Origin of the sequence: Mucilaginibacter terrae (assembly GCF_031951985.1) — a bacterium.
GTDB lineage: Bacteria > Bacteroidota > Bacteroidia > Sphingobacteriales > Sphingobacteriaceae > Mucilaginibacter > Mucilaginibacter terrae_A.
This window is the reverse complement of the sequence record NZ_JAVLVU010000001.1, coordinates 4,346,665-4,365,169: the sequence shown is the minus strand read 5'-3', so window position 1 is coordinate 4,365,169 and position 18,505 is coordinate 4,346,665. Positions and strand designations below refer to the sequence as shown.

At 40.6% G+C, this 18,505-nt stretch carries 27 protein-coding genes; 4 read left to right on the top strand and 23 right to left on the bottom strand.

All coding sequences use genetic code 11. From position 1 onward, the window contains the following. Positions 1-5: 5 nt before the first annotated feature. The gene (locus tag QE417_RS18680) at positions 6-1,271 is read right to left on the bottom strand and encodes a Pycsar system effector family protein (protein WP_311952243.1); all 1,266 of its coding nucleotides are present in this window, start codon (positions 1,269-1,271) and stop codon (positions 6-8) included. 236 nt (positions 1,272-1,507) lie between these two features. On the opposite strand from QE417_RS18680, the gene QE417_RS18675 reads away from it, so the two are divergent. After that, on the top strand, positions 1,508-2,128 hold the full coding sequence (locus QE417_RS18675; RefSeq protein ID WP_311952241.1) for a phosphatase PAP2 family protein: 621 nt from the start codon (positions 1,508-1,510) through the stop codon (positions 2,126-2,128). 290 nt (positions 2,129-2,418) lie between these two features. Here the strand turns inward: QE417_RS18675 and QE417_RS18670 are convergent, their stop codons facing one another. Together QE417_RS18670 and dnaK are read right to left on the bottom strand one after the other, a co-directional pair. Further along, entirely contained in the window at positions 2,419-3,429 is a 1,011-nt protein-coding gene (locus QE417_RS18670; protein ID WP_311952238.1) for a glutamine synthetase beta-grasp domain-containing protein, read from the bottom strand. Between the two features lie 447 nt (positions 3,430-3,876). Next, positions 3,877-5,781 (bottom strand): molecular chaperone DnaK, encoded by a 1,905-nt coding sequence (gene dnaK, locus QE417_RS18665; protein WP_311952235.1) that lies wholly within the window; start codon positions 5,779-5,781, stop codon positions 3,877-3,879. A 318-nt stretch (positions 5,782-6,099) separates the two neighbouring features. On the opposite strand from dnaK, the gene QE417_RS18660 reads away from it, so the two are divergent. From QE417_RS18660 to QE417_RS18650, 3 genes are all read left to right on the top strand, one after another. Beyond that, positions 6,100-6,621: a GNAT family N-acetyltransferase gene (locus tag QE417_RS18660; RefSeq protein ID WP_311952232.1), complete on the top strand. Its 522-nt coding sequence runs from the start codon at positions 6,100-6,102 to the stop codon at positions 6,619-6,621. Between the two features lie 92 nt (positions 6,622-6,713). Next, the gene (locus QE417_RS18655; RefSeq protein ID WP_311952229.1) at positions 6,714-7,286 is read left to right on the top strand and encodes a Crp/Fnr family transcriptional regulator; all 573 of its coding nucleotides are present in this window, start codon (positions 6,714-6,716) and stop codon (positions 7,284-7,286) included. A gap of 106 nt (positions 7,287-7,392) precedes the next feature. Continuing rightward, positions 7,393-7,836: a carboxymuconolactone decarboxylase family protein gene (locus QE417_RS18650; RefSeq protein WP_311952227.1), complete on the top strand. Its 444-nt coding sequence runs from the start codon at positions 7,393-7,395 to the stop codon at positions 7,834-7,836. Positions 7,837-7,970: 134 nt separating this feature from the next. On the opposite strand, the gene rplQ is transcribed toward QE417_RS18650, so the two are convergent. The 20 genes from rplQ to rpsQ form a co-directional block, all read right to left on the bottom strand. Further along, on the bottom strand, positions 7,971-8,525 hold the full coding sequence (rplQ, locus tag QE417_RS18645; protein WP_311952224.1) for a 50S ribosomal protein L17: 555 nt from the start codon (positions 8,523-8,525) through the stop codon (positions 7,971-7,973). A 164-nt stretch (positions 8,526-8,689) separates the two neighbouring features. After that, positions 8,690-9,682, bottom strand: coding sequence for a DNA-directed RNA polymerase subunit alpha (locus QE417_RS18640; RefSeq protein WP_311952222.1), 993 nt, complete (start codon positions 9,680-9,682; stop codon positions 8,690-8,692). A gap of 98 nt (positions 9,683-9,780) precedes the next feature. Then, positions 9,781-10,389, bottom strand: coding sequence for a 30S ribosomal protein S4 (gene rpsD / locus QE417_RS18635; RefSeq protein WP_311952220.1), 609 nt, complete (start codon positions 10,387-10,389; stop codon positions 9,781-9,783). Between the two features lie 71 nt (positions 10,390-10,460). After that, positions 10,461-10,850, bottom strand: a complete 390-nt coding sequence (rpsK, locus tag QE417_RS18630; RefSeq protein WP_311952218.1) for a 30S ribosomal protein S11 — start codon at positions 10,848-10,850, stop codon at positions 10,461-10,463. Positions 10,851-10,966: 116 nt separating this feature from the next. Further along, positions 10,967-11,344 carry a 30S ribosomal protein S13 gene (rpsM, locus tag QE417_RS18625; protein ID WP_311952215.1) on the bottom strand — a complete coding sequence of 126 codons (378 nt, stop codon included), beginning with the start codon at positions 11,342-11,344 and terminating at the stop codon, positions 10,967-10,969. A gap of 68 nt (positions 11,345-11,412) precedes the next feature. Continuing rightward, positions 11,413-11,529, bottom strand: coding sequence for a 50S ribosomal protein L36 (gene rpmJ, locus QE417_RS18620; protein WP_157539780.1), 117 nt, complete (start codon positions 11,527-11,529; stop codon positions 11,413-11,415). A gap of 5 nt (positions 11,530-11,534) precedes the next feature. Continuing rightward, positions 11,535-11,753 carry a translation initiation factor IF-1 gene (infA, locus tag QE417_RS18615; protein ID WP_022833270.1) on the bottom strand — a complete coding sequence of 73 codons (219 nt, stop codon included), beginning with the start codon at positions 11,751-11,753 and terminating at the stop codon, positions 11,535-11,537. Between the two features lie 70 nt (positions 11,754-11,823). Beyond that, positions 11,824-12,609, bottom strand: coding sequence for a type I methionyl aminopeptidase (gene map, locus QE417_RS18610; RefSeq protein ID WP_311952198.1), 786 nt, complete (start codon positions 12,607-12,609; stop codon positions 11,824-11,826). Between the two features lie 8 nt (positions 12,610-12,617). Continuing rightward, positions 12,618-13,976 (bottom strand): preprotein translocase subunit SecY, encoded by a 1,359-nt coding sequence (gene secY, locus QE417_RS18605; protein WP_311952195.1) that lies wholly within the window; start codon positions 13,974-13,976, stop codon positions 12,618-12,620. 6 nt (positions 13,977-13,982) lie between these two features. Beyond that, positions 13,983-14,429: a 50S ribosomal protein L15 gene (gene rplO, locus QE417_RS18600; protein WP_311952192.1), complete on the bottom strand. Its 447-nt coding sequence runs from the start codon at positions 14,427-14,429 to the stop codon at positions 13,983-13,985. A 4-nt stretch (positions 14,430-14,433) separates the two neighbouring features. Beyond that, positions 14,434-14,613, bottom strand: a complete 180-nt coding sequence (gene rpmD / locus QE417_RS18595) for a 50S ribosomal protein L30 (RefSeq protein ID WP_157539784.1) — start codon at positions 14,611-14,613, stop codon at positions 14,434-14,436. 5 nt (positions 14,614-14,618) lie between these two features. Then, the gene (gene rpsE, locus QE417_RS18590) at positions 14,619-15,137 is read right to left on the bottom strand and encodes a 30S ribosomal protein S5 (RefSeq protein WP_376717533.1); all 519 of its coding nucleotides are present in this window, start codon (positions 15,135-15,137) and stop codon (positions 14,619-14,621) included. Between the two features lie 12 nt (positions 15,138-15,149). Continuing rightward, positions 15,150-15,500 carry a 50S ribosomal protein L18 gene (gene rplR, locus QE417_RS18585; protein ID WP_311952189.1) on the bottom strand — a complete coding sequence of 117 codons (351 nt, stop codon included), beginning with the start codon at positions 15,498-15,500 and terminating at the stop codon, positions 15,150-15,152. 5 nt (positions 15,501-15,505) lie between these two features. Then, positions 15,506-16,063 carry a 50S ribosomal protein L6 gene (gene rplF, locus QE417_RS18580; protein WP_311952185.1) on the bottom strand — a complete coding sequence of 186 codons (558 nt, stop codon included), beginning with the start codon at positions 16,061-16,063 and terminating at the stop codon, positions 15,506-15,508. A gap of 22 nt (positions 16,064-16,085) precedes the next feature. After that, positions 16,086-16,484, bottom strand: a complete 399-nt coding sequence (rpsH, locus tag QE417_RS18575) for a 30S ribosomal protein S8 (protein ID WP_311952183.1) — start codon at positions 16,482-16,484, stop codon at positions 16,086-16,088. Positions 16,485-16,703: 219 nt separating this feature from the next. Further along, the gene (gene rpsN, locus QE417_RS18570) at positions 16,704-16,973 is read right to left on the bottom strand and encodes a 30S ribosomal protein S14 (protein ID WP_157539789.1); all 270 of its coding nucleotides are present in this window, start codon (positions 16,971-16,973) and stop codon (positions 16,704-16,706) included. Further along, entirely contained in the window at positions 16,966-17,535 is a 570-nt protein-coding gene (rplE, locus tag QE417_RS18565; protein ID WP_311952178.1) for a 50S ribosomal protein L5, read from the bottom strand. The genes rpsN and rplE overlap by 8 nt, the downstream gene beginning before the upstream one ends. Next, positions 17,535-17,864, bottom strand: a complete 330-nt coding sequence (gene rplX / locus QE417_RS18560; RefSeq protein ID WP_311952176.1) for a 50S ribosomal protein L24 — start codon at positions 17,862-17,864, stop codon at positions 17,535-17,537. Before rplX ends, rplE begins: the two co-directional genes overlap by 1 nt. Before the next feature lie 2 nt (positions 17,865-17,866). Next, positions 17,867-18,235, bottom strand: a complete 369-nt coding sequence (gene rplN / locus QE417_RS18555; protein ID WP_157539792.1) for a 50S ribosomal protein L14 — start codon at positions 18,233-18,235, stop codon at positions 17,867-17,869. Position 18,236: 1 nt separating this feature from the next. Then, positions 18,237-18,491, bottom strand: a complete 255-nt coding sequence (gene rpsQ / locus QE417_RS18550) for a 30S ribosomal protein S17 (protein WP_157539793.1) — start codon at positions 18,489-18,491, stop codon at positions 18,237-18,239. Positions 18,492-18,505 lie beyond the last annotated feature (14 nt).

The following is an 18,505-nucleotide window of genomic DNA, read 5'->3' as shown; positions in this document are numbered from 1 at the left end:
AAAGATTAGTGTTTACCGCTACCGGCTATGGATGACGCCAAAATGAATGCCAGTACCGACGCTATTAACCCGAACATAAATATGTTATATGATATACGCAGCAAGCGGTATTTGCGGCCTAATACCACACCTTGCGAGTATACATCAATAATTAAACTGCCGTATAAATATTCACGATCAGCCATCACATTGCGCATACCGGCAATGTATTCCTGCAAATTCATGCGGTAAAAGTTACCAAAGAAAAGCAGGTTCACCTTTTTATCGTCAACATCCTGGGGGGTAAAACGACCTTCGGGTATAGACGGGCGGGTTGCCAAAATGGCAAATATCATGGTGGTTAAACTTACCATGAGTATAATAAACGTAGGGATGATGAGGTAACTGTAATCTTCTAAACGGCGCAGCAATAAACTAATAATGGCCGAAAGGATGATAGAGTTAACCGTGATCATGATGTGAGCCTTATTATCGGCCATATCGCTCAAACGCTGGTGGTTGCTCGAGCTTACCCTGAACATTGTTTCAATACCTTTTTCGGGGCGGTCTTTTTTCTTTACATCTTTTTCGGTGTAAACATCATGAGCTTCGCCGGCGTTGGGTTTACTTTCAATGGTTACGGTAACCGAGGCTTTTTCCTTTTTATCTTCCTTATCTTCTTTGCTTTTTTCCTCCCAGTTATCAGCCTTATTTTTTAATTCCTGCAGGTTTTTAGCTTTTTGATCGTCAAGCAGCATCTTAGCATAATCGGTATGGTAGTGATGCATTTGCATAAACTTAATAGTTTTTTGCCGCCATTCCTGCTTGCTAAAATCCCAGTTAAATGCAGCTTTGCACTCTTTGCGCATCTGCTTGTTATTCTCATTAAAATCGGCCGTACCTAAATGAAAAACGTCGGCATCGCACACAATACTTTGCAGCAAACCAACCGGTTGTTGCGGCATTTTGGTAGCCATTATACAGCCTTTTATTTCTTCAATTACGGCATCATCAAGATAATGTGCTTTCAAAAAATCTTCGGCCAGGCGGGCGCTGTGCTCTTCATGGTTGTTTTTGTCTTCCATGTAGCCTACATCATGAAACCATGCTGCAGCCGTAACGGTAAAAAATTCCTGATCGTTTAGCTGGTAGTGGTTAGCTATTTGTATAGCTGCCGCAACCACATTTTCGGTATGTTTACGGTTATGGTATAGCAGAGCTTCGTTATTGCGAAGTTTAAAATACGATAATACCTGCTGTTTAATTTGATCCAGCAGTTGCTGATAGTTCATAGGCGGTTGTAACGTTATCATAGTGTTCGGACTGCATATAATATTAATTATGGCAGTTTAGTTTTACAGCTGCAAGCTATATACCAAACAAACGCTTGTTAAAGGTAATAATTACCAGTTCATTTATGCAACACCACAGCTAAGTTAACGTTTAGTAAAGCAGGTTACTCTTTTTATGCTAATTTGCAGCTTTAGGCGCATTTTATAATTATTGACAACCCAATATTATCACCGCGATGAATAAACAACCGTTACTTATTTACATAATAACTACAATATTTGTTACTGCATTAGGCATTTCTGCTCATGCTCAGTTATCTCAGCCTACTATACTTCGCCAAATTGATACAGATATCATGGTAAACTTTGCCGAAAACCGTACACCTGCCCGTACAGATTTTTACTATTTTATGTCGAAAACCAATTTGTATGGTAATGCGCTGGTACCTGCGAGCTTACTTATTGGCGGCACTATTAGCGGTAATAAAGAAATGCGACAAAACGCAGCTTACATAGCCAGTAGTTCGGTACTGTCATATGGCGCGGTATTGCTTATCAAAAAATTGCTTAAACGCCCCCGTCCCTTTCGCGGCAATTACCGCATTATGCCAGTTTATATAGCAGGCGATTATTCATTCCCTTCGGGACATTCATCGTCCGCTTTTAGTACAGCTACTTCACTTTCTATGGCTTATCCTAAATGGTATGTGATAGCGCCATCTGCTTTATGGGCAGGCTCGGTAGCTTACTCGCGCATGTATTTGGGTTTACATTACCCCAGCGATGTGGCCGTGGGTAGTTTAATGGGTGCTGGTACAGCGGTTTATTTAAATACGATAAGGAATAGGGTACAGTAGATGTTTGAACTCAAATTTTGAGAATCATTAAATTTTTCCTATACCCTGTCATGCTGAACTTGTTTCAGCACCTCACATGCAAAGCTGATAAGCTATACTAAAACCTTCACCTATCTTGTGAGGGATGCCGAAATAAATTCGGCACGACTGGAACTGTAATTACAGTATTTGTATAGAACTATTCTGTCAATTCCATAAATCCTTAAAATTACGGTTCAAAACGGCTTAAAAATAAAAAGTCCCCCGTGCACTCGCTGCCGGGGGACTTAGCCTCAATTTACAAATTTTTGTTATAAAACTGCTGATTTTACAGTTTTGATGATGCGGGCAGCTACTTTGTACGGATCGGCAGCCGAGTTAGGGCGACGATCTTCCAGGTAACCGCTCCAGCCTTTTTGTACTGTGAATAACGGGATACGGATTGATGCACCACGGTCAGATACACCGTAGCTGTAATCGTTAATAGAAGCAGTTTCGTGCTTACCGGTTAAACGCTGATCGTTATCAGCACCATAAACTTCAATGTGCTCTTTTACTACCGGACGGAAAGCTTCCAAGATCTTTTTGTAAGTTTCTTCGCTTGCAGCGGTACGTAATGTAGTGTTTGAGAAGTTAGCGTGCATACCTGAACCGTTCCAGTCTAAAGTACCTAACGGTTTGCAATGCCAGTTGATAGAAACACCGTAAGTTTCACCAATTCTTTCTAATAAGTAACGGGCTACCCAAATTTGGTCACCTGCGTCTTTTGCACCTTTAGAGAAGATCTGGAATTCCCATTGACCGGCAGCAACTTCAGCATTGATACCTTCAACGTTTAAGCCAGCCTCTAAACATACGTCTAAGTGCTCCTCAACAATATCACGACCGAATGCATTGTTAGCACCTACCGAGCAGTAGTAAGGACCTTGAGGACCTGGGTAACCACCAGCAGGGAAACCTAATGGTTTGTTGGTTTCAGGGTCCCACAGGAAGTATTCTTGCTCAAAACCAAACCAAAAATCGTTATCATCATCTTCAATTAAAGCACGGCCGTTTGATTCGTGTGGTTTACCGTCTGAAGATAATACTTCGCACATTACTAAGTAACCTTCTTTTCTTTGCGGATCAGGGCAAATAAATACAGGTTTCAGAATACAATCAGATGAACCGCCTGGTGCCTGCTCAGTTGATGAACCGTCAAAGCTCCAAAGTGGACAATCTTCCAGTTTTCCTGAAAAATCTTTTTCAATTTTGGTTTTGCTACGTAAACTTTGGGTTGGTTTGTAACCATCCAACCAAATGTACTCTAATTTTGATGCCATTTTTGTAGGTTGTTAAACAATTAAGGAAAACTTTTATAGTTTTTTGTTCTTATTTTTTGAATTAGATGCTAATATAAACTTTCCGCATCAAATCTTTAAATTTTTTGTCAAAATTCAAACTTTATTTTAAAATTTTTCTAAAATAATTATCATAATGTCAAAATTATATATGGTTTTTAGAAATTTAATACATTTATATTTCCTGACACATGCTTTGACTTAACTTTTTCTTCTATCACGAAATATTACCTATATCAGCTTTTTGAGCCTCTTTTTCAATATTTTGAATGATCTAAACCTGAGATTTTCGGATACATTCTACGTGATACGTCACCATAACTCAACACACGCACATCGATTTTCATTAATTAGCTACTGTTTTGGTAATCAACAAAAAAGCCTCCTACCAAAATGGCAGGAGGCTTTATACTTATTATAAAGTCAGTATTATTTTACTTCTTCAAAGTCAACATCAGTTACCGTGTCTCCACCGTTTTGTGCATTAGCTCCGGCATCACCTGCAGGTTGTTCTGCTCCTGGCTGGCCTTCGGCCGATGCCTTGTACATATCTTCAGAAGCGGCGCTCCACGCAGTATTTAATTCTGTTTGTGCAGTTTCAATACTTGCCAGATCTTTAGAGGCATAAGCAGTTTTCAACTTCTCTAAAGCCGACTCGATAGGTGCTTTTTTATCAGCAGGTATTTTATCGCCGTACTCTTTCAGTTGTTTCTCGGTTGAGAAGATTAGCGCATCAGCACCGTTCAGTTTCTCGATCTCTTCTTTTGCTTTTTTATCGGCATCGGCGTTAGCTTCTGCTTCTTCTTTCATTTTCTTGATCTCGGCATCAGTTAAGCCCGATGAAGCCTCGATACGGATCTTTTGCTCTTTACCGGTAGCTTTATCTTTAGCCGATACGTGCAGGATACCGTTGGCATCAATATCAAAGGTAACTTCTACCTGAGGTACACCGCGTGGCGCTGGTGGAATGCTATCTAAGTGGAAACGGCCCAGTGTACGGTTTTGAGCAGCCATAGGGCGCTCACCTTGCAAAATGTGGATCTCTACCGATGGCTGGTTATCAGACGCGGTTGAGAATACTTCCGACTTTTTGCTTGGGATGGTAGTGTTTGATTCGATTAAGCGAGTCATTACACCACCCATAGTTTCGATACCTAATGAAAGTGGGGTTACGTCTAACAGTAACACGTCTTTCACCGAACCATCTAACACACCACCTTGAATAGCAGCACCAATAGCTACCACCTCATCAGGGTTTACACCTTTTGAAGGTGCTTTACCAAAGAATTTCTCTACAGCTTCCTGAATGGCAGGTATACGGGTTGAACCGCCTACTAAAATAACCTCATCGATATCTGATGTGCTGTAACCTGCATTTTTTAAGGCAGTTTTACAAGGCTCAATAGTACGTTTAATTAAGCTATCGGCCAGTTGCTCAAATTTAGCACGGGTTAATTGCTTAACCAGGTGTTTAGGCATACCATCAACAGCGGTAATGTATGGCAAGTTAATTTCGGTTGTGGCCGAGCTTGATAACTCAATTTTAGCTTTCTCAGCAGCTTCTTTTAAGCGTTGCAATGCCATTGGGTCACGACGTAAATCGAAACCTTCGTCGTTTTTAAACTCGTCGGCTAACCAGTCAATAATTACCTGGTCAAAGTCGTCACCACCTAAATGGGTATCACCATCGGTAGCTTTTACTTCAAATACGCCATCGCCCAACTCCAGTACCGATACGTCATGCGTACCACCACCACAGTCAAATACGGCAATTTTCATATCCTTGTGTGCTTTGTCCAAGCCGTAAGCCAAGGCAGCAGCGGTAGGTTCGTTTATAATACGACGTACTTTTAAGCCTGCAATTTCGCCGGCCTCTTTAGTGGCCTGACGCTGCGCATCGTTAAAGTAAGCCGGTACGGTAATAACCGCTTCAGTTACTTCGCTTCCTAAGAAATCTTCGGCAGTTTTCTTCATTTTTTGAAGAATCATGGCCGAAATTTCTTGTGGAGTATATTTACGGTCGTCTATTTCAACACGCGGAGTGTTGTTATCACCTTTTACAACTGAGTATGGTACACGCTCAGCTTCTTTAGTAACCTCGTTAAACTGGTTACCCATAAAGCGTTTTACCGAGTATACAGTTTTGGTTGGGTTGGTGATTGATTGACGCTTGGCAGGGTCACCTACTTTGCGTTCGCCGTTATCAACAAAAGCCACTACTGATGGTGTAGTGCGCTTGCCCTCGCTGTTGGCAATAACTACCGGCTCGTTACCTTCCATTACTGCAACGCAGGAGTTTGTTGTTCCTAAGTCGATTCCAATGATTTTAGACATATGATTGATATTTCCTGATGTTTAATATTTATTATCATCCATTATTATCAATGCTTGTGCCAATATGCTGTGGCAGTTTAAATAACGCTCAGGTGTCATAAAATTATACATTTAGTCAGCCGCTAATTACATTTTAGTGACATGTTGACATTTAAGCATATTTAATATATACCTTCGTACTATAAATAATGCCTCTGCAACAACCAGCATTTATAAGGCAATATTGCCTGAAATTAAATAATCATCTCTCTAACTACCATCCTAATTAAAAAGGACGGTCTGTATATTATTGATTATTCAGTATTTTTCACCTATCAAATGTTTACCATACAATCACAACGCTTAATACTTATACCCCTTACCAATGATCAACTTAAACTATCGGCACAAAACCGTTATGAGTTTGAGCAAAGCATAGGGTTAAACCCGTCGGCCATGCTTATTAACGATGAGTTTAAGGCAGAGATGAACGAAGCTATGCAAAACTTCTGGCTGCCAAATACGCAATCATACCCCGACCTATACCTGTGGTACACCAACTGGCAAGTGGTATTAAAAGCCAGCAACACCATTATTGGCGGCATAGCTTTTGGTGGTTATCCTGATGATTATGGGCAAACCTCCATAGGTTACATGATCGACCAAAACCTATGGGGTAACGACTATGCCACTGAGGCTCTAAAAGCAGCGCTCAACTGGGGTTTTACATTCAGCATACTTAAAGCAGTAAACGCCGATACGCCGGTAAGTAACACAGCATCACAACGGGTATTATTAAAAGCTGGCTTTAAACAAACGCATACTGATGACGGCTTGCTTTATTATAAGGCTACCAAATAAACCCATTCAAAATTTCTGCAAAAACTGCCGGGATTTGTTTTGACGCACATTTCAAATAATCATAAATTCACATATTTATTTAGCCTCTGCTTATGTTCGAACCACTGCTCAACCACATTCAAAAATTTGTGCCCTTAACGGCTGATGAACAGGAATTGGTTGTGAGCTACTTGAAGTATGAAGAATTAGGCAAAAAGCAATTTATGTTTAGCGAAGGCGACACCTGCAATGCCCAATATTTTGTAATGGAAGGTTGTGTGCGTATGTACTTTATTAAAGATAACGGCGTGGAGCAAATTGTTCAATTTGGTATTGATAACTGGTGGATTGCCGATTACATGAGCTTTACCATGCACACGCCGTCAAAATTCTTTTTACAAACCGTGCAACGGAGCAAAATGGTTGTATTAAAGCAAGACAAGCAGGAAGAGCTGTTAGACCGCCTGCCTAAGCTGGAGCGCTATTTCAGGCGGGTATATCAAAAGGCTTATGCTGCAGCACAAACGCGTGTGCTTTTCCATGCCGATCTATCGGGCGAAGAAAAGTACCACCATTTTGCCAGCCGTTTCCCTGATTTTGTGCAGCGCATACCTCAATACATGCTGGCTTCATACCTGGGTTTTTCACCGGAGTTTTTAAGCAGGGTAAGAGCAAAAGATCACTAATTCATTTCTTGATCATGGTCAAGATTTCGGCCGGAGGGGATATGCACTTTTGTATTGTCAACAACGACAATACAAATAATACATAACCTTTAAAAAAATAGAAATCATGAAACCAAGATTTGCACAAAACCAAATTGATCCGGAAGCTTACAAAGCCATGTTGGGTTTAGAAACCTATGTTCAAAAAAGTGGCTTAGATAAAAAACTGCATGAACTTATTAAAATACGCACTTCTCAAATAAACGGATGTTCATACTGCCTTGACATGCATACCCGCGATGCACGTAAATATGGCGAAACAGAACAACGTATTTATGTATTACCAGCCTGGCGCGAAACAAATTTCTTTACTGCAGAAGAACAAGCCGTTTTAGCCTTGACCGAAGAAATCACCAATATACAAGGCCATGTAAGCGATGCTACTTACGATAATGCAGTTGCCGTTTTAGGAGAAAAAACAGTTCAAAAAGTACTCATTGCCGCGTTAACCATTAATGGTTGGAACCGTTTGGCAATTACCAATCACTTTATGCCTGAATTGGAGAAGTAATTTTTGATGTAGTGTTTTATGTAAAAGCGATTTGCTCTGATAGGGTGAGTAGCTTTTGTATTATATATTTCTCTAAAACAAAAGCGGCCTGTTCAAATGAACAGGCCGCTTTGCGTATAAATGATAATTTAAAATTATTCGCCTTTTTCTGCATTCTCTTCGTTTGCAGCAGGAGCCTCTGGTGTAGCTTCTTCAGCAGCTGGAGTTTCTTCAACAACAACGGCTTCTTCGGCAACAACAGGAGCAGCTTCAGTAGCTTTTGCTTTTGCACCAGCGCCACGACGACGGGTTGCTTTTTTAGCAGGAGCAGCTTCTTTTGCACCATATACAGTGTTGTAATCAACAAGCTCGATGATGGCCATCTCAGCGTTATCGCCTAAACGGTTTTCTAACTTGATGATACGGGTATAACCACCCGGACGAGTAGCAACTTTCTCAGCAATTTCGCGGAACAGGATAGTTACCGCATCTTTATTTTGCAGGTAGCTAAACACAGTACGACGTGAGTGAGTAGTATCGCTTTTTGATTTCGTTATTAAAGGCTCTACGTATATACGTAATGCTTTTGCTTTTGCCAATGTGGTAGTAATACGTTTGTGTAATACTAATGATGTAGCCATGTTGCTCATCATTGCCACGCGGTGGCTTTTGGTACGACCTAAGTGGTTAACTTTTTTACCGTGTCTCATTATTGTTTTTTGTGTTATGGCACGTGCATACCGTTGGGCGGCGGTTTTTCGTCAAGCCCTCGGAATTATGCCGGGTGAAATATTAGATTCAAGAGCAAAGAACCAAGAGACAAGACTTTTTTCCTTGGCTCTTGATTCTTGGCTCTTGCTTCTCTTTTTAAGAATTATTCTTCGTCTAATTTGTATTTAGACAGGTTCATACCAAAAGATAAGCCTTTTGATTTAACTAAGTCCTGAATCTCTGTTAATGATTTCTTACCAAAGTTTCTGAATTTTAACATATCAGCTACGTCGTAAGATACCAGATCGGCCAGGCTGCGGATGTCGGCTGCTTTTAAGCAGTTCAACGCGCGAACCGACAGGTCAAGGTCAACCAGCTCTGTTTTTAGGATCTTGCGCATGTGCAGAATTTCCTCGTCAACTTCTTTAGTTTCTTCTTTAGCCTGAGCCTCTAACATCATATTCTCATCCGAGAACAACATAAAGTGCTGAATAAGGATCTTAGCCGCTTCTTTAAGTGCATCTTCAGGGTGAATGGAACCGTCGGTAGCTATATCCAGTACTAATTTTTCATAGTCGGTTTTTTGCTCCACACGATAGTTCTCGATGGTATATTTTACGTTTTTGATCGGGGTATAGATCGAATCGATAGCAATAACACCGATGGCAGCATCAGGGTTTTTGTTTTCTTCGCTCGCAATATAACCGCGGCCTTTGTTTACAGTTAATTCAACCTCTAAAGTTACTGATGAATCCATGTTGCAAATCAGCAAATCAGGGTTTAATACAGTAAAGTTGTTTGAGAATTGAGTAATATCACCGGCTTTGAAACTGTCTTGACCGTTGATGATAACAAAGATTTTTTCAACATCACCAGAGTCACCGCTTTTTTTCAACCTAACCTGTTTAAGGTTCAGAATGATCTCGGTAACGTCTTCAACAACACCTTTGATGGTTGAAAACTCATGCGTTACACCCGAGAAACGTACCGAGGTAATAGCATAACCTTCCAGTGATGAAAGTAAGATACGACGTAAAGCATTACCAATGGTTACACCGAAGCCTGGTTCTAACGGACGGAATTCAAACGTACCTTCAAAGTCGGTAGACTTCTGCATGATAACCTTATCAGGTTTTTGAAATGCTAAAATTGCCATTTATATGCTTTGTTTTTGTTTGTTTACTAATGGATGATTTGTAACCACGAAAATGACTGACATACTATGCCAATCATTTCGCAGTTCAATATCATTAATTATTTTGAATAAAGCTCGACGATTAAGTTTTCTTTGATATTCTCAGGAATCTCATCGCGGCTTGGGTAGTTTAACAGTTTACCGCTTAATGCAGCAGCATCCCACTCAAACCAGCTATATTTATTGATCTTGCGGCCAGCTACCGAGTTGGTAATAGCCTCCAAAGATTTTGATTTTTCGCGTACGGCAATCACATCACCCGGACGTAAAGTGTATGAAGCAATGTTCACAACTTCGCCGTTAACAGTAATGTGTTTGTGGCCTACCAACTGGCGTGCACCAGAACGGGTTGGCGCTATGCCTAAACGGTATACGGCGTTATCTAAACGAGCCTCTAATAATTGAAGTAAGTTAGTACCGGTGATACCTTCACGGGCAGAAGCACGGTGAAACAAGTTTTCGAAGTAACGCTCTAATACACCGTAAGTGTATTTAACTTTTTGCTTCTCCATTAACTGTACAGCGTACTCAGATTGTTTACCTCTGCGTTTTGACACGCCGTGCATGCCAGGAGGGTAATTTTTACGCTCTAATACTTTATCAGGACCGAAGATCGGCTCTCTGAACTTACGCGCAATTTTGGACTTGGGTCCGGTATATCTTGCCATTGTTGTTGTTGTGCTTTTAAAGTATCATGCAGCCTGTAGCTGCAGAATCTTAGCTTTAAAAAATATATGAATTAAACTCTTCTTCTTTTTGATGGACGACAGCCGTTGTGTGGCAGTGGAGTGATGTCCTTAATAGTAGTAACCTCGATACCAGAAACCTGTAGGGTACGGATAGCCGACTCACGACCAGCACCAGGGCCTTTAACAAAAACCTCAACTTTACGTAAGCCTAAGTCATAAGCAACTTTACCGCAATCGGCAGCAGCTTGTGAAGCAGCGTAAGGAGTGTTCTTTTTAGAACCTTTGAAACCCATTTTACCGGCAGAAGACCAAGAAATAGCTTGACCGCTGCTGTTGGTTAAGGTAATAATGATGTTGTTGAAAGTAGCGTTAACGTGTGCCTGACCTACCGGCTCAACAATAACGATACGTTTTTTGGTTACTTTTTTAGCTTTAGCCATTTTTCTTTTAATTATTAAACCGATGAATTACTGGGTTAACTCGTAACCGGACTCTTCGGCCATTTGATAATTGTATATTCCTAATGGCCTGTTGCCAGGCCATTAATCGTTACTTATTACTTAGTTGCTTTCTTTTTGTTAGCAACTGTTTTGCGTTTACCTTTACGGGTACGTGAGTTGTTTTTAGTACGCTGGCCACGCAGAGGTAAACCTTTACGGTGACGTGTACCACGGTAACAACCAATATCCATTAAGCGTTTAATGTTCAATTGAACTTCTGAACGTAAAGCACCTTCAACTTTAACTTCGTCGTTAATAATACCACGAATTGCAGCTAACTGATCATCAGTCCACTCTTGTACTTTAACATCATAGCTGATTCCAGCTTTATCTAAGATGCTTTGGGCAGTTGAACGACCTACACCATAAATGTAAGTTAAGCCGATCTCGCCTCTTTTGTTTCTCGGTAAATCAATACCTGATATCCTTGCCATATTTGTTTGTTTTTAATGAATGACCGAACGGCGGGCCACCGTTGTACGAATCATTCCAATGTTTTTAATTACCCTTGACGTTGTTTGTACTTAGGGTTCTTTTTGTTGATAACAAAAAGCTTTCCTTTACGACGGATGATTTTGCAATCAGCGCTACGCTTTTTGATGGATGCTCTAACTTTCATGTTAATTATTTATATCTGTAGGTTATTCTGCCTTTTGTTAAATCGTATGGGCTCATCTCCAGTTTTACTCTGTCGCCAGGTAAAATTTTGATGTAGTGCATGCGCATTTTTCCCGATATGTGCGCAATAATCTCATGACCGTTTTCCAGTTCTACTCTAAACATTGCATTTGATAATGCTTCCCTAATAGTCCCGTCTTGTTCAATCGACGATTGTTTGGCCATATTTTACTGATTATTACTTTATTATACCGATGTAAATCGGGATGCAAAAATAAAAATAATTTTTGAATTATTAATTATTTTTTGCTAAAACTTCTTCGATGTATTCAAATGACGAAAGAATCTCGGCTTTACCCTTTCTAACCGCTACGGTATGCTCAAAATGAGCTGATGGTTTACCGTCAACGGTAGATACTGTCCAGCCGTCTTTCCAGAACTTAACGCCTGCCTTGCCGGCGTTAATCATAGGCTCAATGGCTATTACCATTCCTTCTTCCAGTTTAGCACCAGACCCACGTTTGCCATAGTTAGGAACCTCAGGCTTTTCGTGAAGCTTAACGCCCACACCATGGCCAACGAGCTCTTTTACCACACCAAAACCATGTTTCTCGGCGTGCTCCTGTACAGCGTAACCAATATCGCCGGTGCGCATACCCACTACCGCTTTTTCAATACCCTTGCTCAGGCACTCTTGCGTAACTCGAAGCAAAGTTTTAGCTTCATCACTTATCTCGCCAATGGCAAAGGTATAAGCCGAATCGCCGTAAAAGCCGTTGAGGATAACACCGCAATCAACCGAAATAATGTCGCCTACTTTTAACTCCTGCTGACCCGGAAAACCGTGAACAACCTGATCATTGGGCGAAATACAAAGTGAATTGGGGAAACCGTGGAAATTAAGAAAAGCTGGCACGCCTCCGTTGTCACGGATGTAGGCTTCGGCCAGCTTATCTAATTCGATGGTTTTAACACCGGGTTTTATGATTTTGGCAATTTCGCCCAGGGTTTTTGCAACCAGCTGGGCGCTATGCCGTATGAGCTCTATTTCTTCAGCAGTCTTAAATATAATCTTCGACATGCTAAAACTTAAATAGCGGGAGGTACAGTACCAGCAGCTGTTGGTACAGCAGTACGTCCTTTAACACGTCCGGTTTTCATTAAACCATCATAATGACGCATTAACAAATGACTTTCAATTTGCTGTAAGGTATCTAAAACAACACCTACTAAGATGATCAATGAGGTACCACCAAAGAAACGGGCAAACTGACTGTTAATGTGTAATATGTTGGCCAAAGCCGGAATGATAGCAATAATTGCCAGGAATATTGAACCCGGAAGGGTAATGCGTGAAATTACGGCATCAATATAATCAGAGGTAGCATTACCTGGTGCAACACCCGGAATGAAACCACCGTTCTTCTTCATATCATCCGACATTTGCTTAGGATTAACCGTAATAGCAGTGTAGAAGTAAGTGAACAAAATGATCAGTATCGCAAATACCAGGTTGTGTAACCAAGAGGTATAGTTTGATAAGGCCATCAGTACGCTGTTCGACTGAATATCAGGGAAGAAAGAAGAAATTGTAGCCGGAATAAACATTAATGCCTGGGCAAAAATGATAGGCATTACACCTGCCGCGTTAACCTTTAAAGGAATATACTGGCGTACGCCACCGTACTGCTTGTTACCTACAATACGTTTTGCGTATTGTACGGCAATTTTGCGTGTACCTTGTACAACCAAAATGGTAAACATTACTACACCAACCAGCGCCAGTATTTCAACAATAAATAGCAATGGGCCACCTGTTGCATTAGCGCCGCTTACACGTGAGCTAAACTCATCGATAATAGCAGCTGGCAACTGGGCAATAATACCCACCATAATAATTAACGAAATACCATTGCCAATACCTTTATCGGTAATTTTTTCACCTAACCACATCACAAATAAGGTACCTGCGGTTAATACGAAAATTGAGCTTAGGGTAAACCAACCCGAACCTAATACAGGGCTGATGGCATTTGGCGTAATTTGCGAACGAACATAACCTACTGCCTGTGCCATTGTAATAGCAATGGTAAGATAGCGGGTCCATTGGTTGATCTTGCTGCGGCCGCTCTCCCCTTCTTTTTGCAATTTAGCAAAATAAGGAACAGCAATACCCAGTAACTGCACCACAATTGAGGCAGAAATGTAAGGCATTACGCCTAAAGCAAAAATAGAAGCGCGTGAGAATGAGCCGCCGGCAAACATATTAAGTAAGCCCAGCAAACCTTCTTTAGCTGCCTGGTTGTTCAAAACATTGGCATCTACACCTGGTAAAGCAACGTATGAACCTACACGGTATATTAAAAGAAATAAGAGTGTGTTTAAAATACGCACTCTTAAGTCCTCAATTTTCCAGATATTGGATAATGTGGTGAAAAAATTCTTCATTGAGAATTATAATTTAACAATTGAACCGCCGGCTGCTTCAATAGCTTTTTGTGCAGTAGCAGAAAATGCATGTGCCTGAACATCTAATTTAGCAGTCAGTGTACCACGACCTAAGATTTTAACTAAGTCGTTTTTAGATGCTAAACCATGTTCTTTCATGGTATCAAAGTTAATAGTTGATATTGAATATGTATCAGCTAATTGTTGTAAAGCATCTAAATTGATGCTGTTGTACTCAACACGGTTAGGGTTTTTAAAACCAACCTTAGGTACACGGCGTTGTAATGGCATTTGGCCACCTTCAAAACCAACTTTTGTTGAAGTACCTGAACGTGAACCGGCACCTTTATGGCCACGGGTTGACGTACCGCCACGGCCCGAACCGGTACCACGGCCTATTCTTTTTCTATTTTTAGTAGAACCTTCTGCAGGCTTAAGATTACTTAAATTCATAACATTAAATGTTTTCTACTGCTACCAAATGATTAACTTTTCTAATCATGCCAATGATAGCAGGATTAGCTTCAACTTCAACGCTATGGTTAATTTTCTTTAAACCTAAAGCCTCAACAGTTTTTTTCTGGCGCTCACTTCTATCGATCACGCTTTTAATCTGAGTTATTTTGATTTTTGCCATGATGATTATCCGTTAAATACTTTACCTAAACTAACACCTCGTTGTTGTGCTACGGTATAAGCATCGCGCAGTTGCGCCAGGGCCGATACAGTGGCTTTAACCACGTTGTGAGGATTTGATGAACCTTTTGATTTTGCAAGTACGTTATGTACACCAGCGCTCTCTAATACAGCACGCATCGCACCACCAGCAATTACACCGGTACCGTTTGCAGCAGGTTTCAAGAAAACGAAACCACCTGAAAACTTACCAATTTGCTCGTGAGGGATAGTGTTGTTGATGATAGGCACTTTTACCAGGTTCTTTTTTGCATCATCAATACCTTTGGCAATTGCCTCAGTAACCTCTTTTGCTTTACCTAAACCGTAACCTACTACACCGTTCTCATCACCTACAACCACAATGGCCGAGAAGCTGAACGTACGGCCACCTTTGGTTACTTTGGCAACGCGTTGTATGCTAACCAAACGATCTTTTAATTCGATCTCGCTGGTTTTTACTCTCTTAATATTTATTGTTGACATTACTCGTTACGGTTAAAAGTTTAATCCACCTTCACGTGCACCTTCGGCCAGTTGTTTAATACGGCCATGATACAAGTATCCATTTCTATCAAACACTACTGATTCTACACCAGCAGCTTTTGCTTTCTCAGCAATCAGTTTACCTACGGCAACTGATTGTTCGCCTTTAGTACCTGTAGCCGAAAAATCTTTTGATAAAGATGATGCTGATGCTATAGTTTTGCCGGCTACATCGTCAATAATCTGTGCGTAGATGCCTTTATTGCTTCTGAACACTGACAAGCGCGGACGTTCTGCAGAACCTGAAATACGTTTTCTGATTCCTTTTTTAATTCTGTCTCTTCTTGATAATTTACCTGTCATGACGATTATTTTTTAGATGCTGATTTACCTGCTTTTCTTCTTAACACTTCGCCTACGAATTTAACACCTTTACCTTTGTAAGGCTCCGGAGCACGTAACGAACGGATTTTGGCAGCAACCTGACCAATTAACTGTTTGTCGATTGACTCCAAGATAATAGTTGGGTTTTTACCTTTTTCAGCAGTAGTGGATACATTGATTTCTTTAGGTAACTCAAATACATAGTGGTGAGAGAAACCTAACACTAAGTCTAAGGTATTACCGGTATTGGTTGCACGGTAACCTACACCAACCAACTCTTGTTCTACTTTGTAACCAGTGGTTACACCTATAACCATGTTGTTGATTAATGCACGATACAAGCCGTGTAATGCTTTGTGACGTTTTTGATCAGTTGGACGTACTACTGTTAATACGCCGTCTTCTTGTGATACAGTAATATCACTTTCTAACGCCTGCTCGAGCTGACCTTTAGGGCCTTTTACAGTTACTACGTTAGCATCACTAACAGTAACAGTTACGCCCGAAGGGATAGTAATGGGGGCTTTTCCTACTCTTGACATTTCTTTAATTCCTTATGTACGATTAATATACGAAGCATAAAACTTCGCCACCGATGTTTTGCACGCGGGCTTCTTTATCAGTCATTACTCCTTTTGAAGTTGACAGGATAGCGATGCCCAAACCATTTAATACTCTTGGCATAGTGTCCATGCCTGCATATTTCCTCAAACCTGGTTTGCTCACACGGGTAAGCGTACGGATAGCCGAAACTTTGGTTACAGGGTGATACTTTAACGCTACTTTGATAATGCCTTGTGGGCCGTTATCTTCAAATTTGAAGTTAGCGATGTAACCTTTGTCGAAAAGCACCTTAGTGATTTCCTTTTTCAGATTTGATGCAGGAATTTCAACAACCCTATGGTTGGCTTTAATAGCATTCCTTACTCGTGTAAGATAATCTGCGATTGGATCTGTATTCATCTTATAAAATTATGACGGCGGTTTCCTTCGTTTTCACAACGACGACCTTCCATCGGTTAAAAATTCAATTTATTGAGGCCGAATAGTTTAGTGGTAAGTATCACTACTTTCCAGTCCCACTACTCACCTGCAAACGTGTATATGTTGCAAATTGCCGGCCGCAAAGGTAAGAATTTAATTCTCAACCTGCAACCGGCAATTGTTATACCTATTTTGCTATTACCAGCTTGCTTTTTTAACGCCGGGGATTTTACCAGCTAAGGCCATTTCACGGAAAGTTACACGTGAAATACCAAACTGACGCATATAACCACGTGGGCGGCCGGTAAGCTTGCAACGATTGTGCAATTTAACCGGTGATGATGCTTTAGGTAATTTATCTAATGCTTCGTAATCACCAGCGGCTTTAAGGGCTGCGCGTTTCTCAGCATATCTTGCTACTAATTTAGCACGTTTTACTTCGCGTGCTTTTACACCTTCTTTAGCCATTGTTTACTGGAGTTTGATTTTTAAATGGTAAACCAAATTGTTTAAGCAATTCTAATGCTTCAACATCGTTAGTTGCCGAAGTTACAAAGGTAATATCCATACCCTGAATTTTATTAATCTTATCGATGTTAATTTCAGGGAAGATGATTTGCTCGGTAATACCTAAAGTATAGTTTCCTTTACCGTCAAAACCTTTATCGTTAATACCTTTAAAGTCACGGATACGTGGCAGGGCAACAGCAATCAAACGATCTAAAAACTCGTACATGTTATTATCGCGTAAAGTTACACGTACACCTACCGGCATACCTTTACGTAATTTAAAGTTCGAGATATCTTTTTTAGATTTTGATGCTACTGGTTTTTGACCGGTAATGGTTGCTAACTCAGCAATAGTAGTATCGATAAGTTTCTTATCAGTAGTAGCTGCACCAACACCTTGGTTGATGGCAATTTTCTCCAATTTAGGAACCTGCATTACTGTTTTGTACTGAAACTTTTCTTTCAGTGCAGTGCGGATCTCCTCTTTATATTTGGATTTTAATCTTGGAACGTAAGACATTATTTAATTTCCTCCCCTGATTTTTTTGCTACTCTTACTAATTTACCTGCATCAGTTTTTTTACGGCCAACGCGGGTTGCTTCACCTGTTTTAGGATCAACTAAGGCAACGTTTGAAATATGAATAGCGGCTTCTTTTTTTACAATACCACCGTTAGGGTTAGCTGCATTTGGTTTGGTGTGTTTTGAAATCATGTTTACACCTTCAACCACTACGCGGTTTTTGTCAACAATAACTTCAGTTACTTTACCTTGCTGACCTTTTGAGTCGCCGGCAATAACTTTCACCAGGTCACCTTTACGGATCTTTAATTTAATTTTCTTTTCCATGGTTATAATACCTCCGGTGCTAATGAAACGATTTTCATGAATTGTTTTTCACGTAACTCTCTTGCCACCGGACCGAAGATACGTGTACCTCTTGGTTCATCCTGGTTGTTTAACAAAACAGCTGCGTTATCGTCGAAACGGATGTAAGAACCATCTTTGCGGCGAACCTCTTTTTTAGTTCTTACTACTACGGCTTTAGATACAGTACCTTTTTTAACGTTACCCGATGGGATAGCGCTTTTTACAGTTACTACAATTTTATCGCCAACAGAGGCATAGCGCTTTGCTGTGCCACCTAATACGCGGATAACCAGTACTTCTTTAGCACCGCTGTTATCAGCTACGGTTAATCTTGATTCCTGTTGTACCATCTTATTTAGCCCTCTCTAAAATTTCAACTAATCTCCAGTTTTTATTTTTGCTCAGCGGGCGGGTTTCCATAATCAATACGGTATCGCCAATACCACAGGTATTAGTTTCATCATGAGCCATGAACTTGGCAGTTTTGTTTACGAACTTACCATAGATCGGGTGTTTCACTTTCCGCTCTACAGCAACCACGATAGATTTATCCATCTTGTTGCTTACTACCAGACCGGTACGTGTTTTTCTTAAATTTCTTTCCATTTTGTTTCGACGCT